This window comes from Microbacterium sp. Cr-K32, assembly GCF_000708345.1.
Taxonomy (GTDB): Bacteria; Actinomycetota; Actinomycetes; order Actinomycetales; family Microbacteriaceae; genus Microbacterium; species Microbacterium maritypicum_A.
On sequence record NZ_JARD01000006.1, the window covers coordinates 17,452 to 40,435 of the forward strand.

19 protein-coding genes are annotated in these 22,984 nt (G+C 69.1%); 9 read left to right on the plus strand and 10 right to left on the minus strand.

Annotation, left to right across the window (positions count from 1 at the left end; all coding sequences use genetic code 11):
* The first annotated feature begins 44 nt into the window (after positions 1-44).
* The 3 genes from GZ64_RS0100475 (at position 45) to GZ64_RS0100485 (ending at position 4,029) form a co-directional block, all read left to right on the plus strand.
* Positions 45-953 (plus strand): LysR family transcriptional regulator, encoded by a 909-nt coding sequence (locus tag GZ64_RS0100475; protein ID WP_021201735.1) that lies wholly within the window; start codon positions 45-47, stop codon positions 951-953.
* A 140-nt stretch (positions 954-1,093) separates the two neighbouring features.
* On the plus strand, positions 1,094-1,681 hold the full coding sequence (locus GZ64_RS0100480; protein ID WP_021201734.1) for a nitroreductase family protein: 588 nt from the start codon (positions 1,094-1,096) through the stop codon (positions 1,679-1,681).
* Between the two features lie 71 nt (positions 1,682-1,752).
* Positions 1,753-4,029 (plus strand): ATP-binding cassette domain-containing protein, encoded by a 2,277-nt coding sequence (locus GZ64_RS0100485; RefSeq protein ID WP_197020492.1) that lies wholly within the window; start codon positions 1,753-1,755, stop codon positions 4,027-4,029.
* Positions 4,030-4,146: 117 nt separating this feature from the next.
* Here the strand turns inward: GZ64_RS0100485 and GZ64_RS0100490 are convergent, their stop codons facing one another.
* Positions 4,147-6,357 carry an ATP-dependent Clp protease ATP-binding subunit gene (locus tag GZ64_RS0100490; RefSeq protein WP_021201732.1) on the minus strand — a complete coding sequence of 737 codons (2,211 nt, stop codon included), beginning with the start codon at positions 6,355-6,357 and terminating at the stop codon, positions 4,147-4,149.
* 149 nt (positions 6,358-6,506) lie between these two features.
* Positions 6,507-7,706 (minus strand): bifunctional phosphopantothenoylcysteine decarboxylase/phosphopantothenate--cysteine ligase CoaBC, encoded by a 1,200-nt coding sequence (gene coaBC / locus GZ64_RS0100495; protein ID WP_029264749.1) that lies wholly within the window; start codon positions 7,704-7,706, stop codon positions 6,507-6,509.
* A gap of 67 nt (positions 7,707-7,773) precedes the next feature.
* On the opposite strand from coaBC, the gene GZ64_RS0100500 reads away from it, so the two are divergent.
* Positions 7,774-8,475, plus strand: a complete 702-nt coding sequence (locus GZ64_RS0100500) for an NRDE family protein (protein ID WP_029264751.1) — start codon at positions 7,774-7,776, stop codon at positions 8,473-8,475.
* A gap of 38 nt (positions 8,476-8,513) precedes the next feature.
* On the opposite strand, the gene GZ64_RS0100505 is transcribed toward GZ64_RS0100500, so the two are convergent.
* Positions 8,514-9,488 carry a GlxA family transcriptional regulator gene (locus tag GZ64_RS0100505; protein ID WP_029264752.1) on the minus strand — a complete coding sequence of 325 codons (975 nt, stop codon included), beginning with the start codon at positions 9,486-9,488 and terminating at the stop codon, positions 8,514-8,516.
* 84 nt (positions 9,489-9,572) lie between these two features.
* Here GZ64_RS0100505 and GZ64_RS19935 point away from each other — a divergent pair, with 84 nt between their 5' ends.
* Both GZ64_RS19935 and GZ64_RS0100515 read left to right on the plus strand, forming a co-directional pair.
* Positions 9,573-9,734 carry a hypothetical protein gene (locus GZ64_RS19935; protein ID WP_168441017.1) on the plus strand — a complete coding sequence of 54 codons (162 nt, stop codon included), beginning with the start codon at positions 9,573-9,575 and terminating at the stop codon, positions 9,732-9,734.
* A 43-nt stretch (positions 9,735-9,777) separates the two neighbouring features.
* Complete coding sequence (locus tag GZ64_RS0100515; protein WP_029264753.1) at positions 9,778-10,386, plus strand: hypothetical protein; 609 nt, start codon at positions 9,778-9,780, stop codon at positions 10,384-10,386.
* A gap of 30 nt (positions 10,387-10,416) precedes the next feature.
* On the opposite strand, the gene GZ64_RS0100520 is transcribed toward GZ64_RS0100515, so the two are convergent.
* Both GZ64_RS0100520 and GZ64_RS0100525 read right to left on the minus strand, forming a co-directional pair.
* Positions 10,417-11,646, minus strand: a complete 1,230-nt coding sequence (locus GZ64_RS0100520) for a glycosyltransferase (RefSeq protein WP_029264754.1) — start codon at positions 11,644-11,646, stop codon at positions 10,417-10,419.
* Between the two features lie 64 nt (positions 11,647-11,710).
* On the minus strand, positions 11,711-12,943 hold the full coding sequence (locus GZ64_RS0100525; RefSeq protein ID WP_029264755.1) for a glycosyltransferase: 1,233 nt from the start codon (positions 12,941-12,943) through the stop codon (positions 11,711-11,713).
* 125 nt (positions 12,944-13,068) lie between these two features.
* Here GZ64_RS0100525 and GZ64_RS0100530 point away from each other — a divergent pair, with 125 nt between their 5' ends.
* Positions 13,069-13,656, plus strand: a complete 588-nt coding sequence (locus tag GZ64_RS0100530; protein WP_029264756.1) for a hypothetical protein — start codon at positions 13,069-13,071, stop codon at positions 13,654-13,656.
* Positions 13,657-13,674: 18 nt separating this feature from the next.
* Here the strand turns inward: GZ64_RS0100530 and GZ64_RS0100535 are convergent, their stop codons facing one another.
* On the minus strand, positions 13,675-14,043 hold the full coding sequence (locus tag GZ64_RS0100535; RefSeq protein ID WP_029264757.1) for a VOC family protein: 369 nt from the start codon (positions 14,041-14,043) through the stop codon (positions 13,675-13,677).
* Positions 14,044-14,141: 98 nt separating this feature from the next.
* On the opposite strand from GZ64_RS0100535, the gene GZ64_RS0100540 reads away from it, so the two are divergent.
* Positions 14,142-15,179, plus strand: a complete 1,038-nt coding sequence (locus GZ64_RS0100540; protein ID WP_029264758.1) for an SEC-C metal-binding domain-containing protein — start codon at positions 14,142-14,144, stop codon at positions 15,177-15,179.
* A 63-nt stretch (positions 15,180-15,242) separates the two neighbouring features.
* Here the strand turns inward: GZ64_RS0100540 and GZ64_RS0100545 are convergent, their stop codons facing one another.
* The 3 genes from GZ64_RS0100545 to GZ64_RS0100555 form a co-directional block, all read right to left on the minus strand.
* The gene (locus GZ64_RS0100545; RefSeq protein WP_029264759.1) at positions 15,243-15,653 is read right to left on the minus strand and encodes an MmcQ/YjbR family DNA-binding protein; all 411 of its coding nucleotides are present in this window, start codon (positions 15,651-15,653) and stop codon (positions 15,243-15,245) included.
* Positions 15,654-15,763: 110 nt separating this feature from the next.
* A complete protein-coding gene (locus GZ64_RS0100550) occupies positions 15,764-18,784 on the minus strand; it encodes an alpha-mannosidase (RefSeq protein WP_029264760.1) in 3,021 nt (1,006 codons plus the stop codon).
* The gene (locus GZ64_RS0100555) at positions 18,777-20,366 is read right to left on the minus strand and encodes a family 20 glycosylhydrolase (RefSeq protein WP_051667787.1); all 1,590 of its coding nucleotides are present in this window, start codon (positions 20,364-20,366) and stop codon (positions 18,777-18,779) included. The genes GZ64_RS0100550 and GZ64_RS0100555 overlap by 8 nt, the downstream gene beginning before the upstream one ends.
* 159 nt (positions 20,367-20,525) lie before the next feature.
* Between GZ64_RS0100555 and GZ64_RS0100560 the strand changes: the two genes are divergently transcribed.
* Positions 20,526-21,557: a LacI family DNA-binding transcriptional regulator gene (locus GZ64_RS0100560; RefSeq protein WP_021201719.1), complete on the plus strand. Its 1,032-nt coding sequence runs from the start codon at positions 20,526-20,528 to the stop codon at positions 21,555-21,557.
* Positions 21,558-21,564: 7 nt separating this feature from the next.
* Here the strand turns inward: GZ64_RS0100560 and GZ64_RS0100565 are convergent, their stop codons facing one another.
* Positions 21,565-22,875, minus strand: coding sequence for a glycoside hydrolase 5 family protein (locus GZ64_RS0100565; RefSeq protein ID WP_029259332.1), 1,311 nt, complete (start codon positions 22,873-22,875; stop codon positions 21,565-21,567).
* Between the last annotated feature and the right edge of the window lie 109 nt (positions 22,876-22,984).

Consider the following 22,984-nt stretch of genomic DNA (forward strand, 5'->3'; position numbering starts at 1 on the left):
CTGTTCACTCAAGCTGAACAATATCCGCAGAGCAAGGGACCATTGTGCTGGACGTCAACAGACTGCGGATGCTCGTGGAGCTCTCGCGCCGCGGAACGCTGTCGGCAGTGGCCGACGCCCTCTCGTACAGCAAGGCCTCGGTGTCGCAGCAGCTGAGCGCCCTGGAGCGGGATGTGGGTGTGCCGCTGCTGCGACGCGTGGGGCGTGGAGTGCAGTTCACGCCCCAGGGGAACGTGCTCGTCGCCGAGGCCATCGGCATCCTCGATCAGCTCGAGCACGCCGAGGTCGCCGTGGCCGAATCGCTCACCGAGGTGACCGGGACCGTGGGCATCGCGGTGTTCCAGTCGACGGCGCACTCCCTGCTCCCGCGGGCTCTCGAGGCTCTCAAGGACCGACATCCGGCCCTGCGCGTCGAGGTCACCGAGTGCGATCCGGAGACCGGGCTGGTCGGGGTGTCCAGCCGCGACTTCGACCTGATCCTCGCCGAGCAGTACCCGGGGCACACCCGACCGATCCACGCCGACCTCGACCGGGTGATGCTCGCGCACGATGCGATCGCGCTCGCCCGACGGCCCGGAGCACCACGGCATGCGGATGCGCTCGCCGAGCTCTGGTCGACGCGCGAGGAGCCCTGGGTGCTCGAACCCGCCGGCACCGCCTCCCGCGCCTGGGCCGAGCAGCTCTGCCGCACCGCGGGGTTCGAGCCCGACGTGCGCTTCGAGATCGCCGACCTCACCGCGCACGTGCGGCTGATCCATGCCGGGCTCGCGGTCGGATTGCTGCCGGAGCTCGTCTGGGCGGGCGACACCCCGACCGTCGATCTGGCACCCCTCCCCCACGAACCGCGGCGCGAGATCTTCTCCTCGGCACGGCGGGTGTCGGCCGATGCCCCCTCGATCCGCGCGGTGCGCAGTGCGCTGGCCGACGCGGCGTCGCACAATCTCCCGGTCTGAATGCACGACCTCCCTGTCCGACCGGACGCCGTTCGGCGCCGACACGGAGGAATCCCCGGGAATATGCATGCACATGCATCTGTTGGCACCCGTGTACCCGGACGAAGGAGTCCGATCCCCTCCTTCCGAAAGGTACTTCTGTGAGCACTCCCGTCATCGACCGCACCGCACCGACCGAGCACCCCGTCCTCGACGTCCTCGCCGGCCGCTGGAGCCCCCGCGCCTTCGACGCGCAGAGCTCGATCGACGAGGCCAAGCTCGCCACCGCTCTCGAGGCCGCCCGCTGGACGCCGTCCGCCAACAACACGCAGCCCTGGCGCTTCATCGTCGCCCGTCGCGGCACCGCGCTGCACGCGCAGGTCGTCGACGCCCTGATGGGCTTCAACCAGGCCTGGGCGGGCAACGCGGCCGTGCTCGTCGTCGCGATCGCCGAGACGGCCACGGCCGACGGCACCCCGATCACGCATGCCCTCTACGACCTCGGCCAGGCGGTCGCGCACTTCTCGGTGCAGGCCCACCACGACGGCCTGGTCGTGCACCAGATGAGCGGCTTCGATCCCGAGGTCGTCCGCGAGTTCGCCGACCTCGAGGAGCGCTTCGTGCCCTTCACGGTCTTCGCCGTCGGCGAGTTCGGCGACATCGAGGCTCTGCCCGAGGTGCTGCAGGAGCGCGAGGTCGCTCCGCGCGTACGTCGCCCGATCGCCGAGACGGTCATCCTCAGCGCCTGACCTCCGCGCTCTCGACACCTCTGCACCGACGGGGCCTCCGGATTGTCCGGGGGCCCCGTTAGCGTGTGCGGATGGACCTCCTCCGCATCACCGGCGCGCGGACGAACAATCTCCGCGACGTCTCCGTCGACGTTCCCAAGAAGCTGCTGACCGTCTTCACCGGCGTCTCGGGTTCGGGCAAGTCGTCCCTCGTGCTCGACACGATCGCCGCCGAGGCGCAGCGACTCGTCAACGACTCCTATTCGACCTTCATCCGTGCCCGGCTGCCGCAGATGCCCGCACCCGACGTGCAGGCCATGGACGGGCTGACCTTCACGGTCCTGATCGACCAGCGGCGGTTCACGGGCAACGCGCGCTCGACCGTGGCGACCGCGACCGACCTGGCATCGCTGGTGCGCCTGGTCTTCTCACGCGTCGGCGAGCCCTCCGCCGGCTACTCCCCCGCCTACTCGTTCAACGACCCGTCCGGCATGTGCCCGACCTGCGAAGGCCTCGGCACGGTGTACGACATCGACATCGACGCGCTGATCGACCCTGAGAAGAACATCGACGAGGGACCGGTCCGGTTCAGCCTGTTCCGCCCCGGGGTGTACCGGTGGAAGCGCTTCGCGTACTGCGGACTGTTCGACCGCCAGAAGCCGCTCAAGGACTACACGGCCGAGGAGATGGACCAGTTCCTCTACGCCGACAAGCTCAAGCTCGACGACCCCGATCCGCGGTTCCCGCAGAGCGCCCGGTTCGACGGGGTGATCACGCGCATGCGCGATGTGTTCCTGAAGCAGCGCCCGGTGAAGATGTCGGCCTCGGTGCGCGAGGAGCTCGACCGGCTCGTGACACATCACACATGCCCGGACTGCCACGGTGCGCGGGTGAACGCGGCAGCGCGGGAGAGCCTGATCGACGGACGCTCGATCGTGGACTGGATGCGCATGCCCGTGTCCGACCTGCATGCCCTGCTCGACGAGTTCGACGATCCCCGCGTCGCCCCGGCCGTCGACGGTGTCCGCCACGTGCTCGATGCCCTGCTCTCGGTCGGCCTCGGCTATCTCACACTCGACCGCGAATCGGCCACGCTGTCCGGCGGCGAGGCTCAGCGCGTCAAGATCGTGCGCCACCTCGGCAGCGCCCTCACCGACGTCACCTACGTGTTCGACGAGCCCAGCACCGGATTGCACCCCGCCGACATCCAGCGGCTGGTGGCCCTGCTGCAGCGGCTGCGCGACGCCGGCAACACCATCCTCGTGGTCGAGCATCATCCGCAGGTGATCGCGGTCGCCGATCACGTCGTCGACCTCGGGCCGGGGGCGGGCTCCGGCGGCGGCATCGTGCAGTTCGAGGGCACCCCCGCAGCGCTCCGCGCCGCCGACACCCTCACGGGGCGTGTGCTCGCCGAGCCGCTGACGATCCGTGCGACGACGCGGACTCCCTCGGGCCGCGTCACCGTGCGGAATGCGCGCGCGCACAACCTCCGCGGGTTCGACGTCGACATCCCGCTCGGCGTGCTCACCGCCGTCACGGGGGTCGCGGGGTCGGGCAAGAGCTCCTTTGCGACCGCCGAGCTGCCGCGCCAGCACCCGGAGTTCACGGTCGTCGGGCAGGACCCGCTGCGGGGCGGAGCGCGGTCGACGACGCTGAGCATGCTGCGTATCGCCGATACCGTGCGCGAGGTGTTCGCGCACGCTTCAGGGCTCGATGCCTCCTGGTTCAGCTTCAACTCCCGTGGGGCGTGCCCTACCTGCCGCGGCCGTGGACACATCACGACCGAGCTCGCATTCCTCGACGACGTCTCCCTCCCGTGCGATGCCTGCGGAGGGCTGCGTTTCAATGAGACCGCGCTCGGCGTGCAGGTCGACGGCTCCTCGATCGCCGACGTGCTGGCGTCGACGCCGGCCGACGTCAGCGCGCTCTTCTCCGACCACCCGGACGTGGTCGACGCGCTGGACTGGGTGCAGCGCACCGGCCTGAGCTACATCCCGGTCGGACGCTCGCTCGACACCCTCTCCGGCGGCGAGAAGCAACGGCTGCTGCTGGCCCGGCACCTCAGCGAACCGCAACGCGATCGCGCCGACCGCATCATCCTCGACGAGCCGACCTCAGGACTGCATCCGACCGACGTCGACACCGTCAACGCCCTCTTCGACGATCTGCTCGACGAGGGGGCGACGCTGGTCGTGGTCGAGCACAATCTGCGCGTGGTCGCCCGCGCCGACCACGTCGTCGACATCGGTCCGGGTGCCGGTTCCGATGGCGGTCAGCTGATCTTCACCGGCACTCCGGCAGAGATCTCGGGCGACGACGACTCCCTCACCGGTCGGGCGCTCGCGGCTGCGTCTCGCCTGCACCCCTGAAGCAGGGCGCATCAGACGGGCAGAGGGACCCGCGGATCATCCACGGGTCCCTCTGCTATGCGTCTCAGCTCAGCCCTTGAGCAGCTCAGTCCTCGAGCAGCTCAGTCCTCGAGCAGCTCAGTCCTCGAGCAGTTCGGCCTCGATCACGTCGTCTTCCTCCGGCTCGGGGTCGGGCGTCGTCGAGGTGAGCACGAGGCCCGCCCCGTCGGCGGCCACGTCGACCCGCACGGTGTCGCCGTCGTGCACGTTGCCCGAGAGCAGCGCGGTGGCGAGCTTGTTCTGCACCTCGCTCTGGATGAGGCGGCGCAGCGGTCGCGCACCGAACATGGGGTCGTACCCGCGCTCGGCGAGCCAGGCCCGCGCATCGGGGGTGACGGCGAGTGTGAGGCGACGGTCGCGCAGCCGGTCGTGCAGCTGGTCGACCGAGAGCTCCACGATCTGGGCGAGGTCGTCCTCGCTCAGGGCCGAGAACATCACGATGTCGTCGAGTCGGTTCAGGAATTCCGGACGGAATGCCTGCCGCACGAGGGCCATGACCTGATCGCGCTTCTCATCGGGTGCGAGCACCGGGTCGATGAGGATCGGCGATCCCAGGTTCGACGTGAGGATCAGGATCACGTTCGAGAAGTCGACCGTGCGCCCCTGACCGTCGGTCAGGCGACCGTCGTCGAGCACCTGCAGCAGCACGTCGAACACCTCGGGGTGCGCCTTCTCGACCTCGTCGAGCAGGATCACGCTGTACGGGCGACGTCGCACGGCCTCGGTCAGCTGACCGCCCTGCTCGTATCCGATGTATCCGGGAGGGGCACCGACGAGTCGCGAGACCGAGTGCTTCTCGCCGTACTCCGACATGTCGATGCGCACCATGGCGTGCTCGTCGTCGAAGAGGAACTCGGCCAGCGCCTTGGCCAGCTCGGTCTTTCCGACACCGGTGGGGCCGAGGAACAGGAACGATCCGGTCGGCCGACCGGGGTCGCTGATACCCGCACGCGAACGGCGCACGGCGTCCGATACGGCCTTCACGGCGTCCTTCTGACCGATCAGGCGCTTGCCGAGCTCCTGCTCCAGGTGCAGCAGCTTCTCGCTCTCGCCCTGCAGCAGACGCCCGACAGGGATACCCGTCCACGCGGCGATCACGGCGGCGATGTCCTCGTCGGTGACCTGTTCGTTGACCATGCGGGGTTCCGCCGGCGTCGCGGCCTCGGCCTGCTCGGCCTCGGCGATGTCGCGCTCCAGACGCTTGATGGTCTCGTACTCCAGCTTCGAGGCCTTCGTGTAGTCGGCGTTGCGCATGGCGAGGTCACGCTGGGTGATCGCGTCGTCGAGCTGCTTCTTCAGCTCACCGACCCGGTTCAGCCCCTGCCGCTCGCGCGCCCACCGGGCCTCGAGCTCGGCGAGCTGCTTCTCCATGCCGACGAGTTGCTCGCGCAGGGCACTCAGACGCTCCTTGGAGGCGGCGTCCTTCTCCCGCTTGAGCGCGAGCTCTTCGAGCTTCATGCGGTCGACCTGGCGCTTGAGCTGATCGATCTCGACCGGAGACGAGTCGATCTCCATCTTCAGCCGCGACATCGACTCGTCGATCAGGTCGATCGCCTTGTCCGGAAGCTGGCGCGCGGGAAGATAGCGGCTCGAGAGCGCGGCGGCGGCGACGAGGGCGCTGTCGGAGATCGTGACCCCGTGGTGGGCCTCGTAGCGACCCTTGAGTCCACGGAGGATCGCGATCGTGTCCTCGACCGAGGGCTCTCCGACGTAGACCTGCTGGAAGCGGCGCTCGAGTGCGGCGTCCTTCTCGATGAACTCGCGATACTCGTTGAGAGTGGTCGCGCCGATCAGGCGCAGTTCACCGCGGGCCAGCATGGGCTTGAGCATGTTGGAGGCCGCGACCGACCCCTCGCCACCGCCGGCACCCATCAGCACGTGCAGCTCGTCGATGAACGTGATGACCTGTCCGTCGGACTCGGTGATCTCCTTGAGCACCTGCTTCAGCCGCTCCTCGAACTGCCCGCGGTACATGGCGCCGGCCACGAGGGCGGAGATGTCGAGGGTGACCAGCTCCTTGTCCTTGAGGGACTCGGCGACATCGCCCGCGACGATGCGCTGGGCGAGTCCTTCGACGACGGCGGTCTTGCCGACGCCCGGCTCACCGATCAGCACGGGGTTGTTCTTCGTGCGGCGGGTGAGCACCTGACTGACGCGACGGATCTCGCTGTCTCGTCCGATCACGGGGTCGAGCTTGCCCTCGCGGGCGCGGTCGGTCAGGTTGATGCCGAACTGCTCGAGGGCGGACTGCTGCTCTTGGTTCTGGTTGCCGGTCTGCGGGGTGGTCATGCGCTCCTCCTTGGAGATGCTCCTTCTGGTCGTCTCCCGCCTGCCGGATCGGGAGGCGGGATCAAAGTTGAGTTGTGTTGACTCAAGTTTAGCACTCGCCGAGATTCTCCTCCAGTCCGTTCCCCCGCCCGCCGTCGCCGATCCTGCGCTCAGCGCTCGCGCTCGACGGCATCCCAGATCGCCGCCGCGACGGCGCGCTTGGACCCCGATGCCACCCCGGCGTCGACACCACCCGGTCCGAGAATGTGCACCGCGTTCTCGGCGGACTCGAACCCGCGCTCCCAGCCGACCTCGTTCACCACCAGCAGGTCGACGCCCTTGCGCTGCTGCTTGCCGCGCGCGCGGGCGAGCAGTTCGGCTTCGTCCTCCGGGGTCTCCGCCGCGAAACCGACGACGAGCTGCCCCGGTCGGCGTGACGAGGCGAGCGCCGCGACGATGTCCTCGTTCTCGACCAGCTCGATGGCCGGTATCCCGCCGCCCTCCTTGGTGAGCTTGCGGTCCGACACCTCGACCGGGCGGTAGTCCGCGACCGCCGCGGCCATGACGACCACGTCGGCGTCGGCGGATTCCCGCTTCATCGCCGCGGAGAGCTCCGCCGCCGCGCCGACCGGCACGATGCGGATCGACGGATGCCGCACCTCGGCGAGCACATCGCCCGAGATGTTGGCCGAGACCAGGGTGACCTCGGCGCCGCGCGCGGCGGCTTCGGCCGCGAGAGCCGCGCCCTGCCTGCCGCTGGAGCGGTTGCCCAGGAAGCGCACGGGGTCGATCGGCTCCCGCGTGCCGCCGGCCGACACCACGACCCGCACCCCGGCGAGGCCACCGGGGGCCAGCAGCGCCTGCGCCGCGGCGAAGATGTCCTCCGGCTCCGACATGCGGCCGGGTCCACTGTCACCGCCGGCGAGCTCTCCGTCGGCCGGGCCGACGATGTGGACGCCGCGCTCACGCAGCGTGGCGATGTTCGCCTGTGTCGCGCGATTCCGCCACATCTCCGCGTGCATCGCCGGAGCGATCAGCACCGGGGCCTCGGTGCTGAGCAGCGTGGTGCCCAGCAGGTCGTCGGCGAGGCCCGCGGTGATCTTCGCGAGGGAGTTCGCGGTCGCGGGTGCCACGATCACCAGCTCGGCGGCTTGACCGAGAGCCACGTGCCGCACCTTCGCCACATCCTCGTGCACGCTCGTGGTGACCGGGTGCCGACTGATCGCCTCCCATGTGGGCAATCCCACGAAGCGCAACGCATCCTCGGTGGGCACCACGGTCACGTCGTGCCCACCCTTCGTGAGCAGGCGCACGAGGTGCACCGTCTTGTACGCGGCGATGCCGCCCGTGACTCCGACGACGATGTTCACGTCTCGATTCTGCCCCAGCATCCGCCGCCATGGGCCGACACCTCATCCCCGACCTAGACTGGGGTCCGTGTGCACGGTCGTGATCGATGTCGAGAATGCCGGATCCGCACGTCTTCTCGCGGTCCGCGATGAAGACCCGCTACGCGCATGGGACTCGCTCGGAGCCTGGTGGCCGGAGGACTACCCCGGCGTGGTCGGGATCCGCGATCGCCGCGCCGGTGGCGCCTGGCTCGCCGCGAACCCCGCCGAACGTCGGCTCGCCGTGCTGCTGAACCGCGCCGACGTGGGCGGCCTTCCCGATGCGCGCGCCGTCTCTCGTGGCGCTCTCGCGCTGGAGTCGGTGAGCGGTCGCTCCCCCGTCGCCCCGCTGGCCATGCACGGCTTCAACCTGCTCGAGGTGCGCCCCGAGGGTGCACGGGTGCTGTCGTGGGACGGTGTCGAGCTGCGCGAGACGACCATCGATCCCGGCACGCACATGATCGCGCATGACGACCTCGACGACGCGACGACCCCGCGCATCGAGGCCTGGCTGCCGGAGTTCCGCGCCCTGGGACCGACGGCGGACAGCGACGACTGGACGACGGAGTGGACCGCGCTGCTCGCCTCCTCGACCGCGCTGCCCGCGGAGGATGACCGGGCGATCATCCGCGACAACCGTCCGCATGGCTACCCCACGCAGTCGCTGCTGTACTGCATCGCCACGGTGACCCCCGGCGGCGTCGAGGTGAACGACGTCACGCTCCCCTCGCCGGCCCACTGGACTGAGTAGCGGACCGAGTAGCGGACCGCCGAGGAGCCGATACCCGCTCAGGCGGCGGGAACAGCCGACTCCTCGGCACAGGAGAACCGCGCGCGATAGGCCGTGGGAGTGAGGCCGAGCACCCGGGCGAAGTTCTGCCGCAGCACGGCCGCCGAGCCGAACCCGCATTCGTCGGCGATGTGCTCGAGCGGCAGGTCGGTGCGCTCCAGCATCCGCTGCGCATGGATGATGCGCTGACGCGCCAACCAGGCCGCGGGTGTCGCGCCGTACTCGGCCTTGAACCGACGGGCGAAGGTGCGCGGTGACATCAGGGCCTTGGCCGCCAGCTGATCGACGCCGAGGTCGTCACGCAGGTGCTCGACCGCCCAGTCGGCGACGGCCGCGAGCGAGTCGGTGGGAACCACGGGGATCGGGCGATCGATGAACTGCGCCTGCCCGCCGTCGCGCTGCGGCGGCACGACCATGCGGCGGGCGATGCGGTTGGTGAGCTCCGCTCCCACCTCCTGCCGCAGCAGGTGCAGGCACGCGTCGATCCCGGCGGCCGTGCCCGCGCTCGTGATGATCTTGCCGTCCTGCACGAACAGCACGTCTGGGTCGATGTCGATCTGCGGGTACATGTCGGCCATGACGTGCGCGTACATCCAGTGCGTGGTGGCGCGCCGACCGTCGAGCACTCCTGCGGCGGCGAGGATGAACGACCCGCTGCACACGCTCATCACCCAGGCGTCGCGTGCCACCGCGTGACGGGCGAGGTCGAGCAGGAGCGGATCGATGTCGCCCCACCTCTCCCGAGGGAGCGGGCAGAACACGACGAGGTCGGCGTCGTAGGCGAAGGTCAGATCGTGCTCGACGTTGACCGAGAAGCCGATCTTCGAGGTCACGACACCGGCACGGGGGGCGACGATGCGGAAGTCGAAGTTCGGCACGCCGTCGTCGGCGCGGTCGAGGCCGAATGCCTCGCAGGCCACGCCGAACTCGAAGGGCGCGAACCCGTCCTGGATGACGCAGGCGACCGTCTTCATACTCACTCCTGTTGGCAGTTTTCCGACGTTCATAGTCTATTCTGCCACTCGTGGCTGTTCGACATCGAACGTAGCGTTTCTGCCATGGTACTCCTCATCGCACTCCTCCTCCTCGCTGCGTGGGCCACCGTCGCCACCATCATCGAACTGCGCCGGGACGGCTACCGACGCACCCCCACCGATTGGACGCGCGTCGCCGGCCGCGACGTCGGCCACCAGGCCGAGTCCGGGCACGTCTATCGCTGATCGCCTGCCGCCGATCCTCGCAGCGGCGGCTACGCTCGTCGTCATGAGCGAGCCTCAGCAGCCTCCCGTCCCGACCGCGCATCTGCCCGCCGCACCGCAGTATCCGGCCGCAGCGCAGTATCCGGCCGCAGCGCAGTATCCGGCCACGCCGCAGCGCTCGACCCCGCCGCCTCCGTCTCCTGCACCCGCGCCCGACGGCTCACCTCCCTCCTCGATGGCTTCCTCGACGCCCTATCCACCGTCGTCTCCGACGGCGTATCCGGCGTCCGCTCCCGGATGGCAGGCGTACGCACCGGCGCATCCCGCGTTCCCCGGCCAGGCGATACCCCCGGCGCAGGCCCGCACCGGCAACCCGCTCGCGGTCGCGGCGTTCGTGATCGCGGTGGCCACTCTCGCGGTCAACCTGTTCAGCTCCGTCGCCCGGCCGTTCGTCTACGGCGGTGATGGCGGATTCGCGTTCATGCTCGCGTTCGACAACGGCATCGGAATCCTCAGCTTCTTCGCCTACGTCGTCGCCCTCGTGCTGGGGTTGATCGCGGTGCGCCGGCCCACGAATCGGCTGCTCACGGGCATCGCCGTCGGCATCGCGGGGGCCGGTGCCATCGGGATCGCCGTCACCGGACTGACGATCGCCCTGTACCAGTACCTCTGAGACGGCACCTACCTCTGAGACGGCGCCGGTTCAGCTGTCGGCGCGAACCCTCCGGTAGACCTCGACCATCGCCGCCGTGCGCGACGACTGCCGGAAGGCTTCGGCCACTTCGGGGAGCGGGGTGGGTGCGGTGCCCGCGGCGATATCGGATGCGGCCTGCCGCAGCGTCTCGGCGAGTGCTGCCGTGCGCTGGGCTTCGAGGTCTCGTCCGCTCGCCGACTCCTCGGCATCCGGAACGGCCCAGAGTCCGCCGCCGAGCTCCGCCGCGATGTCGGGGTCGCAGATCACCGACGGGGTTCCGAGCGTCGCCGCCTCGAACGGGGTCATGCCCTGGGTCTCGAAGCCGATCGACGTCTGCACGAGGGCATCGGCCGCGGCGATCCGCGCCAGCGTCTGCGGGTAGGTCAATCGGCCGGCGAATCGGATGCCCCCACGCCCGCGCACGATCTTCTCTGCCGCGGAACGCTGCGCTCCGCCGCCGATGATCTCGAGATCCGCATCGATGCCGGAGGCGATGAACGCTTCCAGGAACGGGAGCAGTCGCTTCTCGGGGCTCATCCGGCCGAGCCACACGAAGCGCGGGCGTCCCGGCGTGCGGTCTGCGGGTCCGGCGGCGAGCGTCTGCGCGCGGAGGTCGTCGTCGATGCCGTTCCAGATCACGTCCACGTGCGGGAAGACATCGTGCTGTTCGAGGCGGCGGGCGAAGTGCGTCGAGGGCGCGGTGACGGCGGATGCTCCGGCGGCGAGTCCTCGCAGGAACGCCCAGCCGTCGGTGCCGGGCACGGGGACTCCGATGCCGCGCATCGCGATCCGGCGCCAGATGTTCAGCGCCGCCAGCACCGGCCCGTGCAGCGGGGTGACGGCGGCGATGCCGACGTCGACGCGGTTGTGCATGGTGTGCACGACCGGGATGCCGTGGCGCTGCGCGTAACGGTGCCCGATGAACGCGCCCCAGAAGTCGGCCTGCACGTGCACCAGATCCACCGCGGGACGATGGGTCATGGCTTTGTCGAGGAAGCGGTCGCTCCCACGCCCCGGCCAGCTCATCGCGTACTCGCGATCCGTCGTGATCGGCATCGACGGCAGGTCGATGTACGCGCCGCCGTGCGAGCCGGATGAACGGCGCGACCCGTGCATCTTCGGGGCGACCACCGTGACGATGTGACCGGCACGCTCGAGGAACTCCCGCTGGAGCCGCATCGACACCTGCGCACCGCCGAGCGAGTCGAGGTGCTGGTCGCCGAAGAAGACGATGTGCATGCGTGCTACTCCGCCGCCGGCGCGTCACCGCGGCGTGATCGGATGGGGGTACCGTGCATGGGCGCTACTCCGGCAGCGGCTCGTCGCGATACAGCGCCTCGAAGGTGTCGAGGGTGCGGTTGATGTCGTGGATGGCGACGCCGTCGAGCGATGCCTGCTGCATCCGCTGGTATTCCGCGGGCTCCGCCGTGAGCACGTCGGTGAGGCGCGCGGCGAGCGCATCGACGTTCCCCGGCTCGAACAGGTATCCGTTCTCGCCGTGGTGCACGAGGTGCGGAAGGGCGACGGCGTCCGCGGCGACGATCGGCAGAGCCGAGGCCATGGCCTCCATCGTCGCGATGGACTGCAGCTCGGCGATCGAGGCGATCACGAACAGGCTCGCGCGCGACAGCAGGGCGCGGAGCTCTTCATCGCTCGTCCGTCCGTGGAAGGTCACACGGTCGGCGAGTCCGAGCTGCGCGGTCAGGTGCTCCAGCTGCTTGCGCTGATCGCCGCCGCCCACGATGTCGAACGTCGTCTCCAGCGCCGGGTCGAGTTTCGTCATCGCCTTGAGGATGACCTCGACCTGCTTCTCGGCGGTGAGCCTGCCGACGAAGATGATCCGGTTCTCGTCGCGCGGGGCGATCACCGGCGTGTACTGCGTGCGGTCGATGCCGCAGCTGACCGGGATCACATCCTTCACCTCGACGGTCTTCTCGAGGAAGTCGGCGGCGCGACGGGTGGGAGTGGTGATCGCGCGGGTCATGTCGAAGGTGCGCTTCGCATCGGCCCAGGCGAACTTGAGGACCAGGTCGTCGATGAACTTCGGCATGGTCGTGTGGTCGAGAATGTTCTCGGCCATGACGTGGTTCGTGGCGATGACCGGGATCCCGCGCTCGTGCGCGATGTACGCGAGACCGCGGCCGATCACGATGTGCGACTGGATGTGCACGACGTCGGGCTGCACATGGTCGAGGACCTTGCGGGCGTAGTGCTTCGAGCGCCACGGCCACACGAAGCGCAGCCAGTCGTGCGGCGCCCAGCGCAACGACGGCAGACGGTGCAGCGTCATCGGCTCGCCCTCGATCACCTCGGTGTGCGGCTGCGCACGGCGATAGGCCTGGTTGGGGGCGACGACATGCACGTCGTGGCCGCGCTGCACGAGGCCGGCGGCGAGACGCTCGGCGAACCGGGCGGCGCCGTTGATGTCGGGCGCGAACGTGTCGCAGCCGATCACGATCTTCAATGGTCGGGGCGCGGGTTCGGCGGCGGGGCCGCTCGACGGATCGATCGGATCGTCGGAGGAGGTCACAGACATGCTGCCTTACGATGTGGCGGCCAAGGGAAAGCCCTGGTCGGGCGCTGGCCACTCTACCCGAGGGCCCTGTTCGCGCGGCCGAGGCGTACCGGGCATCCCTCAGGTGCAGCCGATACCGTGGAGCCATGCGACTGACTGCCGACGCCGATCCCCAGCTGTGGATTCCCGTGACGGACTCGCTCGGCTGGAAGGGCCGCCGCCACCGCAAGGCCGCGATCCGGATGCTGCTCGGTCAGGTCAATGCGGCCGTGGGGGCGACGGAGCGGCCGGGCTCGAAGTTCGGCGCGTGGGCGATGAGCCAGGCGGCGCCGTTGCTCATGAAGCGGGCAGACGGACGCGTGCTGGTGTGGACGTGGAAGGCCGAGCCGGAGCTTGTCGTGGCGATGGCGACCGCACAGGTCCTGACGCCGGATGTGCGCATCGCGCGGGCCTCGATGCCGATGGACTACGACGACACGGAGTCGTTCCCCACCCGGCTCGGCGTGGGCGAGAAGCTGCTGGTACCGATGCCGCCGTCGCCGGCGTCGCCGCCGTTCGCGACGTACACCTGGGACACCGGGACCCACCTGGTGACCCTGACCGCGGTGTGCAGCGACAAGGAACGGTTCGGCACGCTGATCGGCGCGCTCGACGATCTGGCGCGCAGCCTCCGCATCGCCGACGACCTCACCGGCGGCGAATCGCCCGACGTGCTGCGCCTCGATCCGGCCTGAGCGCGGAAGCGGCTCGGTTCAAGACGATTCCGCCGGTGGTTGCCACAGCTCGATCGCGAGACCTTCGGGATCGTGGATGCGGGCGAACGTCCCGTACTCCTCGGTGTTCCACTCGTCTCGGCGCTCCACCGGGATGCCCTCGGATTCCAGCCTCACGGCGAGCTGTTCGATGTCGGTGACGCGCAGGTTCAGCATGAACTGCTGGTCGGCGGTGAAGTAGTCGCTGTCGGCGGGGAACGGCGCGAAGACGGTCATCCCCGCGTCCTGCTGCCAGGTGCCGGTGTGACCGGCGCTGATGCCGAGATGCTGCTGATACCACGTGGCCCGTGCCTCCGGATCCCTGCTGCGGAAGAAGAGGCCGCCGATCCCCGTCACGTCTGAAGTCATGCTCCCGTTCTAGCGCATCACTGCCACGTCGATGCTATGGAAACATTGCCGACGTGGGAAATGCATCGAGGAGACGGGAGCAGAGACAGCGGAGAGCCGTGTCTGGTGCGATTCGCCCCACGCAAAGCCGCGAGGCCATCATCGAAGGGCCTCGCTCGTCGCTCATCGTCGGGAGTGACCTCAGAGCTGAAGTCGTTCAGCCATGCGGACTGTGCCGAACGGTCAAGCCGTTGGTCCTGGGGCACGTCACGCCGAAGTGGGCAGCCCGCTGGGCGAAGAACGAAGGCGGGCTGCTCGGCGTCTACAACTCTCGCGGCGTCGTCACGAAACGACAGGACTTCATCAAGAGCTACCTGTTCTGCCGGGAGTGTGACCAGCGGTTGGGAGATGCCGAGCGCTACCTCTCCACCCTGACCAGCGGCACAACCCCAGCGCTCACATCCATCTCTGTCACGGCGTCGCCGTCCGACGGCGACGTCCTTTTGGCTGGTGTCGACACGACGCTTGTGAAGAGGGCGCTTGCGGGGATCGTCTTGAAGGCACATCTCTCACCAGCGACGCTCTACTCCCGAAACTCGCTCTCACGCGGCGAGACCAATGAGCTGGTGAAGATGATCGTGTCCGACGTCTACCCTGCGAGCCGACTCGCCGTGGAGGGCTATCGGCTCGCCAACACGGTCATACCGGATGTCAACCCACGGGCACAGGCCAACATCGTCCAGTTCCGGGGATTCGGGGGTTGCCTCTCACATATCGTTCTGGCCGGGTGGCATTTCACGGCGTTCCTGGGACCTGCGGCGCGGTGGATCGAGGACACCGCACAGGTCCTGGGTGAATCCGCCGCCTGGCACCTCGGCATGGACACGTATTGGCGTACCGGCATGAATGAGTGGATCGATGAGAACGACGACACACTCTCGTCGGGAGACATGGTCCCCGATCGACCGATCGAGGACCATGAAGATTGCCCGTGCGGTTCGGGCCTTCCATTCGCCGACTGCTGCTCAGGAATCTGGCTCCCGTCGGATACTTCATGGAAGCGCCCCCGGTTAGAGACCATCTCGTCTCGCAGCGGATCGCCGGGGACGCCCGCGGCCGGACATGGTTCCGATCCAGCGAGCTCGACGGGGCTTTGATCGCGAGGGAGCGCCGCGAGCGAGGACCGCGCCGCCTGGCCGACGTCCACGTCCGCGCCTCTCTCATTCCAGCCCGCGCTCCGCGAGCCACTTCTTCGCGACGCGGGAGGGCGCCCGCGCCAGCCACGCATCGGTGATGATTTCCTCGATCCGGGCGCGGTCGACGGCGTCGAGACGCACGAGCAGTCCGGGGTAGCCCTCGAAGTGCGGGATCGTGAACAGGGCATCGGGTTCGGCGGCGAGCAGCGCCTCCTTCTCCTCGAGGTCGGCGACGCGCACCGCGAGCACCGTTCCCGCCGGCCAGTCACGTCCGAGCTCCGCCAGCTGCCGCAGGTCGGTCGCGCTCGGGCCGCGGAGCCACGCGAACTGCCCGCTCTTCAGCCGCCACGCCGCCTCGCCGGTGTGGCCGCTCACCGATTCCTCGGCTTCCGGGAGGGCGAGGGCGATCGCCCGCACGTCGTCGATGTTCGCCATCACGCCATCGTCCTCCCGGGCACCGGTCGCCACAACCGGCAGGCACGCGAGATCAGGCACTTCCGCGGACATTCCGCCTGATCCCGCGCTTCCGCCTGATCACACTTCGCTCAGCGCACGATGCGCAGCGTCCGCACCTCGAACGGGCGCAGCCGCAGCTCGCCACCGATCCGCGCCTCGTCGATGTCGTCCTCGATCAGACTCACCTCGCGCAGCTCTCGGTGTGCGAACCCGACCGACAGCTCACCGACCGCGCGACGGCCGAGCGCCTCGTACACACGCACGATCACATCACCCGAGCCGTCGTCCGCCAGCTTGACGGCCGACACGACGATCCCCTCGCCCTGCACGGAGACGAGCGGTTCGACCTCCCGCTCACCGCGCACGATCGACGGGAGGGTGTTGATCCGGATGCCCTCGGCCGTGGCGATCGCGGCATCCGCACCGATCACGAAGCCGACCTCGATCTCGTGGACGCCGTGGTCGGTGTCGGGGTCGGGGAACCGCGGCGCCCGCAGCAACGAGAGCCGCACCGTCGTGGTCACGGCATCGTCCGAGACCTCGCGCGACGTGTCGTAGCCGTAGATCGAGTCGTTCACGAGGGCGGCGCCGAAGTCCTGCTCGCGTACGAGCACGAATCGGTGCATCGACGTCTCGAACTTCGCGGCCTCCCAGCTGGTGTTGGTGTGCGTCACGCGCGACTGGAACCCGAACTGGGTCTCGGCCTCGGTGTGCGCGGCGTGGATGTCGAGCGGGAAGGCGAGCTTGAGCAGCTTCTCGGTCTCGTGCCAGTCGACCTCGTTGCGCAGCAGCACGGTGCGCGAATCCGGAGCGAGGAGCATCGTCTGGGTGATCGTCGACTCCGAGAACGCACGGACGACCACGATCTGCGCGACGCCGTTCACGACCGAGGCCTCGATCGACGAGACCCCGGTGAGGTCGTCGACGCTGTTGCGGTAGTACCGGTCGATGTCCCACGCGTCCCACATGTTCGGGAAGTCCTGGTGCAGCTGGAACAGGTTCGCGGCCTTGCCCGGCGCGACGGCGTCACGCCCGGAGGCCTTGTCGACCGCCAAGACGATGAGTCCCTCGGCCGAGACGAGCACCGACACGAGCTCGTTCTCCAGGCGCCAGCCGCCGTTCTCTTCCGTGAGCGACACCGGTGCTGCCGTGGGCTCGGCGACGAACGCCGCCCCGAGCGCGCGGCCGCCCTTCGTGGCATACCCGACGGACGTCGGCTCGAAGCGCAGTGCGCGATCACCGTCGCCGGCGAGCGAGCGGCGGGCGGCATCGGCGATGTCGCGCGCGTCCGACAGCACATCCGACAGCACCGCGACGGCCTCGCGGTGCACCCACGCGATCGAGGTGCCGGGCAGGATGTCGTGGAACTCGTGCAGCAGCACGGCCTGCCACAACCGGTCGAACTCGGCCTGCGGGTAGTCGGCGCCGGTGCGCACGGCATCGGTCGCGGCCCACAGCTCGGCCTCGATCAGCGCGTGCTCGGCCCAACGGTGCAGCGCCTTCGTGGCGTGCTGGCTGGTGAGCGTGCCACGGTGCAGCTCGAGGTACAGTTCGCCGACCCACACGGCCGGATTCGGCAGCTCCGCCTTCGCCGCGTCGAAGAAGACGTCCGGGTGCTCCCACACCACCTGCGCACTGCCCTCGAGGTCGCGCAGGCGCTCGGCCTTGCCTGTCATCTCCCGGGTGGTGCCACCGCCGCCGTCGCCCCAGCCGACCGGAGCGATCGACCGCGAGCTGAGGCGGTTCTCCTTGAACTGGCGCGACGCCTTCGCGACCTCCATGCCGCTCAGCTGCGAGTTGTACGTGTCCATCGATGGGAAGTGCGTGAACACCTGCGAGCCGTCGATGCCCTCCCAGAGGAACGAGTGGTGCGGGAAGACGTTCTGCTGGTTCCACGAGATCTTCTGCGTGAAGAACCACTCGAAACCGGCACGGCGCATCAGCTGCGGCAGGGCGGGCGAGTAGCCGAAGCTGTCCGGCAGCCAGACCCCCTTCGAGCGGATGCCGAACTCGCGCTCGAAGAACCGCTGCCCGTGCGAGAACTGCCGCACGAGCGATTCGCCGGTCGGCATCACGGTGTCGGACTCGACCCACATGCCGCCCAGCGGCAGGAATCGCCCGGAGGCGACAGCGGCCTTGACCCGCTCCCACACCTCGGGGCGGTGCTCCTTGATCCAGGCGTACTGCTGCGCGCTGGACATGCCGTACTGGAACTCGGGCTGCTCGTCGATGAGCGTCGTCATCGACGAGGTCGTGCGTGCGACCTTTCGGATCGTCTCGCGCACCGGCCACAGCCAGGCCGAGTCGATGTGCGCGTGCCCGACGGCCGAGATGCGGTGCGCACTCGCCTCGGCCCGAGCGGCCAGCACCTCGGCGAGGCGGGCGCGGGCGTCGGGAGCGGTCTGCACGATGTGCTGCAGATCGAGCACGTCGAGGGCATCGTCCATGGCCTGCAGGATGCGCATGCGGCGGGGCGACGTCGCCGGCAGCTCGGCCTGCAGCTCGAACAGCACCTCGAGGTCGAGGGACAGGTCGAAGACCTCCTGCTCGAACACGGCCAGGTCCATCCGCCGCGCGCGGTAGAGCGGTTCCTTCGAGGAGGTGAGGATGTCGCCCTCCTGCGTGGGCAGGAAGGGGTGGTAGTCGAGGAGCACCGGGTTGGACGCGGCCTCGAGGTACAGCTCGACGGGCTCATCTCCCGCAGCCGTCTCGGCGATCGGAACCCACTGGTTGCGCGGATTGATGCTCTTCACGGGAATCGGGTCGCCGTCCGCGCCACCCGGGCGATAGGCCAGGGCCTCGCACTGGAAACCGGTCATGTTCACGTCGAAGCCGAGGTCGATGAGAGCTTCGACACGCCGCCCCGCCCATTCGGACGGCACCCGACCGGTGAGCTTGAACCAGGTAGTGCCCCACGCGGGACCCCAGGGAGCGCCGACAGCGCCGGGCGCGTAGTCGAGGGCGAGTCCCTCCGCGGGCGCGATCGGCTCGCCGGGCAGCTCGTGGATCTCGACGTCCAACGGCACGGAGGCCGAGTGGATCGCCGGGCGGATGCGCTCTTCGAGTACGCGCTTGACGCGGCCGACGGTGAGCGAGGTGTCGTCATGCATGGGTGGATCTCCGGGCTCGAAGGTGGGTGGTGGCGGTCGTGTGGCTGGTGGCGGTCGTGTGGCTGGTGGATGCGGTCGTGGTGACGGCAGTCGGGACACCGATCGCCGCATCGATCGCGCAGAAGTCGTCGTGCGAGAGCGAGCTCCCTCCGTTCCAGGCGCGCTCGGCCATGGCGCGAAGCGGTCGACGGATGCCGTCTGCGACCTCGACCGGCGTCTGCGCTGCGGCATCGTCCGACCAGACCGAGAACGACGCTCCGAGGAGCCGCTGCGGATAGGGCGGCCGGATCTCCTGCCGCGCCCCGCCAGGAAGAGACGGAAACAGCCCGGGATGCCAGTCGGCTTCCCAGATGCGCTCGCTCGTCGGGTAGAGGTAGCCCGCCTTCTCTCCGAGGACGTAGTAGAACAGCGCATCGTGGAAGTTCACCAGCGGATTGCCGGCTTCGATGCCCACCCCGAGGGACGGCATCTGCGCATGCCAGTTCGTCCACCAAGTCAGCACGATGTCGTGATCGAGGACGACTTCTCCACTACGCAGCATCCCGTCGTTCCAGACCCGGGGGGCGAGCCCCTTCGCACGGAGATGCACGGCGATCTCGTTCACGAAACCCGTCAGCAGGTCGAAACCCGTGCCGGACGGCCCATGCCGCTCTCGTGCCGCTTCTGCGAGCGCGGCGTACTCGTCGATGCGGGCGAAGTCGACGAACTCGTCTCCGCCGAGGTGCCAGTTCGTGCTGTGCGGGAACACGGCGGCGACGTCGTCGATCAGCGCCGACGCGAAGTCGATGGACTCGGCACGGGTGATGTCGAGCGCGTGGTCGGTGCACGGTCCGCCAGCTGCCGGCAGCCGATGCTCCGGGTGCACGGAGAGGGCGTGGCGGAGGTGCCCTGGCATGTCGAGAGAGGGCACGAGGTCGATGTGCAGGTCAGCGGCCGCGTCCGCCACGGCCGCTGCCTCCGCGCGGGTGACGTGCGCGGGGGAGACGATCTCGGGGAAGGCTGTCGACCCGATGCGGAAACCCTCGTTGTCGGAGACGTGCCACTGGAACGTCGTGATCCCGACGTCGGCGAGCGCGTGCAGCAGTGCGATGATCCACGAGGCAGGAAAGTAGCGGCGGGCGGCGTCGAGGTGGAAGCCCCGTTCCGCCACCATAGGGACCGATGACACCCGCCCCTTCGGCACCCGCCCCTGCGCGCGCAGGTTGTGCAGCAGCTGTCGCGTCGCCCGGAACGCTCCGGCGGCTCCGGCCGCCCGCACGTCGATGTCGGCGTCGACGTCGATCTCGAACGACTCGCTGTCGCCGGCCGTGTCGCCGTCGCCGTCGGCGTCCCCGCGCCGCAGCCGAATCACCGCGGCCTCGCCGCTCGGGATGCCGAGGGCTGCGAGCTCGCCCGACAGCCGTTCCGCCTCCCGCGCGTACTCGGGCTCCTCGGCGATGACCCGTACGGATGACGGGCGCCAGACCCCGACCCTGAGCGCGACGGTCGTCGGCTGCGGGATCGCCAGCCATCGCGCGATCTCCTCACCTCTTGCCGACTGCAGACGAGTGCCCACCTCGGCGAGCGACGTGTCGTCATGCATGGGTGGATCTCCGGGCTCGACGGTGAGGGCTGATTCGGGTCTGCTGGTGATGCGCTGCGACTGATGCTATCTGGTGTACTAAAGCGATCTAGTCGAAGAGTCTAAGGCACGTCGGCGCTTCTTTCCCGAGGCTAAACCGATCAAGTAGGGTGAGGGACTATGAGCCCGGCGAAACGCGTGACGATCGCCGATATCGCGCGCATGGCGGGGGTCTCCCCCGGTGCGGTGTCCTTCGCGCTGAACGGCCGCCCCGGCGTGAGCGACGAGACCAGGCATCGCATCCTCACGATCGTCGAGGAGAACGGCTGGCAGCCGAGCTCCGCGGCGCGGGCACTCGTCGGGGCCCGCGCGAACACGGTCGGATTCGCCCTCGCCCGCCCCGCCCGCTCCCTCGGCTCCGAGGCCTTCTTCACCGACCTGATCGCGGGCATCGAGTCGCGGCTGTCGGAGAGCAAGGTGAGCCTGCAGCTGCGACTGGTCGCCGACATCGCGGAGGAGATGGAGGTGCACCGCCAGTGGCGCTCCTCCAACCAGGTCGACGGCTTCATCTTCATCGACCCCCGCGACGACGACCCGCGCATCGGACGCATCGAGGCCCTCGACGCGCGCGCCGTCATGATCGGGTCCGAGCCCTCCCCCGAAGGCTCGGTGCCGAGCGTCTGGATCGGCGACGACACGGTCGCCGAGACCCTCTTCTCCTACCTCGCCGCCCTCGGCCACGCCCGCATCGCCTACGTGGCCGGTCCGGCCGAACTCGAGCACACGCGACTGCGCGCCGAGGTGCTCGAGCGCATGACCGTCGACGGCCTCGAGGGCGAGGTCATCACGACCGACTTCTCTCCCGCCCGCGCCTCTGCCGTGACGCGGGCGCTGCTGTCGGGACGGCAGCGACCGACGGCGATCGTCTACGACAACGACGTGATGGCCGTCGCCGGCCTGCGCGTCGCGCAGGAGATGGGACGCGCGGTTCCGCGCGACGTCTCGCTCGCCTCCTTCGACGACTCGGTGATCGCCGGTCTGATCAACCCCTCGATCACGGCGATGACGCGCGACACCTTCGAGCTCGGCGAACGCGCCGCCACTCTCCTGCTGCAGCAGATCGAGGCGGGAGCCAACCTGCCCAGCGTCGAGGGTCCGACACCCGTGCTCACCGCGCGCGAGAGCACGGCCCCGCCCTCCCGCCTCGGGTGAGCCGCCCTCAGCTCGCAACGACGGTGTTGACCGATCCGTAGGGGTCGACGACATCGGCCGATGCATCGGGACGGATGAGTCGGCGGATCCCCCGCGCATCGAGCGCAGTGGGATCGAGCGCGTCACGGGACGTGATCAGTGCGGGATCGAGGCCGGCGGCACACGCGTCGACCCAGGCCTGGAACACCGCTCCGCCGGGGCTCAGCGCCGCCCGGCTCACGGGAACCTCGCGCTCGTCGACGTCCACGACGATCGCGGTGTCTCTCGCGGGCGCCGCGACCCGTTGCCGCAGCTCGGGGATGATCTCGGCGAGCCGGCGGCCGATGGGCTTCGCCGCACCGTCCTGACCGATCAGACCGAGGGTGTACTCCAACTCGGGGAAGTCGCCGAGGTCACGGCTCACGTCATGCGAGCACCACCACGTGATGCCCCACAGATTCTCGGTGCGCACGGCGGAGCGCACCGTCGCCTCCAGGAAATCCGGCATCTCGTCATCGGCGAGGCAGTTCGAGGGCGCCCCGACCTCCTGCAGCCATACGACGCGGTCGGGGTCGGTCGCGAAGGCGCGGGAGAGCTCGATCAGGTACTCGGCATGGCGATCGGAAGCGACGGAACGGCCACCGTAGCGCTGCGCGGTGCCGTTGAAGATCCAGGAGTGGATCGTGGTCATCGCCCCCAGCCGCGAGGCATGCGCCGGGGTGAAGCCATGGCCGTCCATGTACCAGACGGCGTCGTACTCGCTGTGGACGTGCGGGAGCCCGGGGGCCGCGGTCTCCGCCGCCTGCAGCAGGGCCGAGATCCACCCGCCGGCCTCGTCCTGCGTGACCGGCCAGGGAGAGGGATGCGTGTGCGCGGAGAACTGGTTCGTCTCGTTGCCGAGCGTCAGCCCGAGGAAGTTCGGAGCGTCGCGCAGACCCCGGGCGAGCCGGTCGACGAGCGCGACCTGGCCTTCGAGCGCCCGCGGATCGGTGAACATGTTCTTGTCGTGCCACGTGTACAGCCACGACGGCACGAAGTCGAAGCTCGACAGGTGCCCCTGGACAACGTCGATACTGGCGTCCATGCCGAACTCGCCGGCGATGTCGACGACGGCGCGCACATCGTCGATCGCCTTCTCGCGGATGAGAGTGCGGTTCGGCTGCAGCACGGTCCACAGCGGGAAGACGCGGACATGGTCGAGGCCGAGCTCGGCGAGGGCCGAGAAGTCGCGGCGCACGTCGTCGGGGGTGAAGTCGAGCCAGGAGTGCATCCAGTTCTTCGACGGCGTGTAGTTCGCCCCGAACCTCAGAGGAGCATCGAGGGCGCCGCGCTGCGTCATGTGTCAGGCCTTTCGGACATGCCCTTCGGCGAGGGCGGATTTCGCACCACTATAACGCTTGAGCAACAGGTGATCCACCCTGCGATGCCGGTCACCGGTATTCCGTCGT

Excerpts from the sequence above, each read along its gene's own strand:
- GZ64_RS0100485 (WP_197020492.1), top strand. The coding sequence starts at position 1,753 with ATGGACCTCCTCCGCATCACCGGCGCGCGGACGAACAATCTCCGCGAC.
- GZ64_RS0100490 (WP_021201732.1), bottom strand. The coding sequence starts at position 6,357 with ATGACCACCCCGCAGACCGGCAACCAGAACCAAGAGCAGCAGTCCGCC.
- GZ64_RS0100505 (WP_029264752.1), bottom strand. The coding sequence starts at position 9,488 with ATGAAGACGGTCGCCTGCGTCATCCAGGACGGGTTCGCGCCCTTCGAG.
- GZ64_RS19935 (WP_168441017.1), top strand. The coding sequence starts at position 9,573 with ATGGTACTCCTCATCGCACTCCTCCTCCTCGCTGCGTGGGCCACCGTC.
- GZ64_RS0100515 (WP_029264753.1), top strand. The coding sequence starts at position 9,778 with ATGAGCGAGCCTCAGCAGCCTCCCGTCCCGACCGCGCATCTGCCCGCC.
- GZ64_RS0100520 (WP_029264754.1), bottom strand. The coding sequence starts at position 11,646 with ATGCACATCGTCTTCTTCGGCGACCAGCACCTCGACTCGCTCGGCGGT.
- GZ64_RS0100525 (WP_029264755.1), bottom strand. The coding sequence starts at position 12,943 with ATGTCTGTGACCTCCTCCGACGATCCGATCGATCCGTCGAGCGGCCCC.
- GZ64_RS0100530 (WP_029264756.1), top strand. The coding sequence starts at position 13,069 with ATGCGACTGACTGCCGACGCCGATCCCCAGCTGTGGATTCCCGTGACG.
- GZ64_RS0100535 (WP_029264757.1), bottom strand. The coding sequence starts at position 14,043 with ATGACTTCAGACGTGACGGGGATCGGCGGCCTCTTCTTCCGCAGCAGG.
- GZ64_RS0100545 (WP_029264759.1), bottom strand. The coding sequence starts at position 15,653 with ATGGCGAACATCGACGACGTGCGGGCGATCGCCCTCGCCCTCCCGGAA.
- GZ64_RS0100550 (WP_029264760.1), bottom strand. The coding sequence starts at position 18,784 with ATGCATGACGACACCTCGCTCACCGTCGGCCGCGTCAAGCGCGTACTC.
- GZ64_RS0100555 (WP_051667787.1), bottom strand. The coding sequence starts at position 20,366 with ATGCATGACGACACGTCGCTCGCCGAGGTGGGCACTCGTCTGCAGTCG.
- GZ64_RS0100560 (WP_021201719.1), top strand. The coding sequence starts at position 20,526 with ATGAGCCCGGCGAAACGCGTGACGATCGCCGATATCGCGCGCATGGCG.
- GZ64_RS0100565 (WP_029259332.1), bottom strand. The coding sequence starts at position 22,875 with ATGACGCAGCGCGGCGCCCTCGATGCTCCTCTGAGGTTCGGGGCGAAC.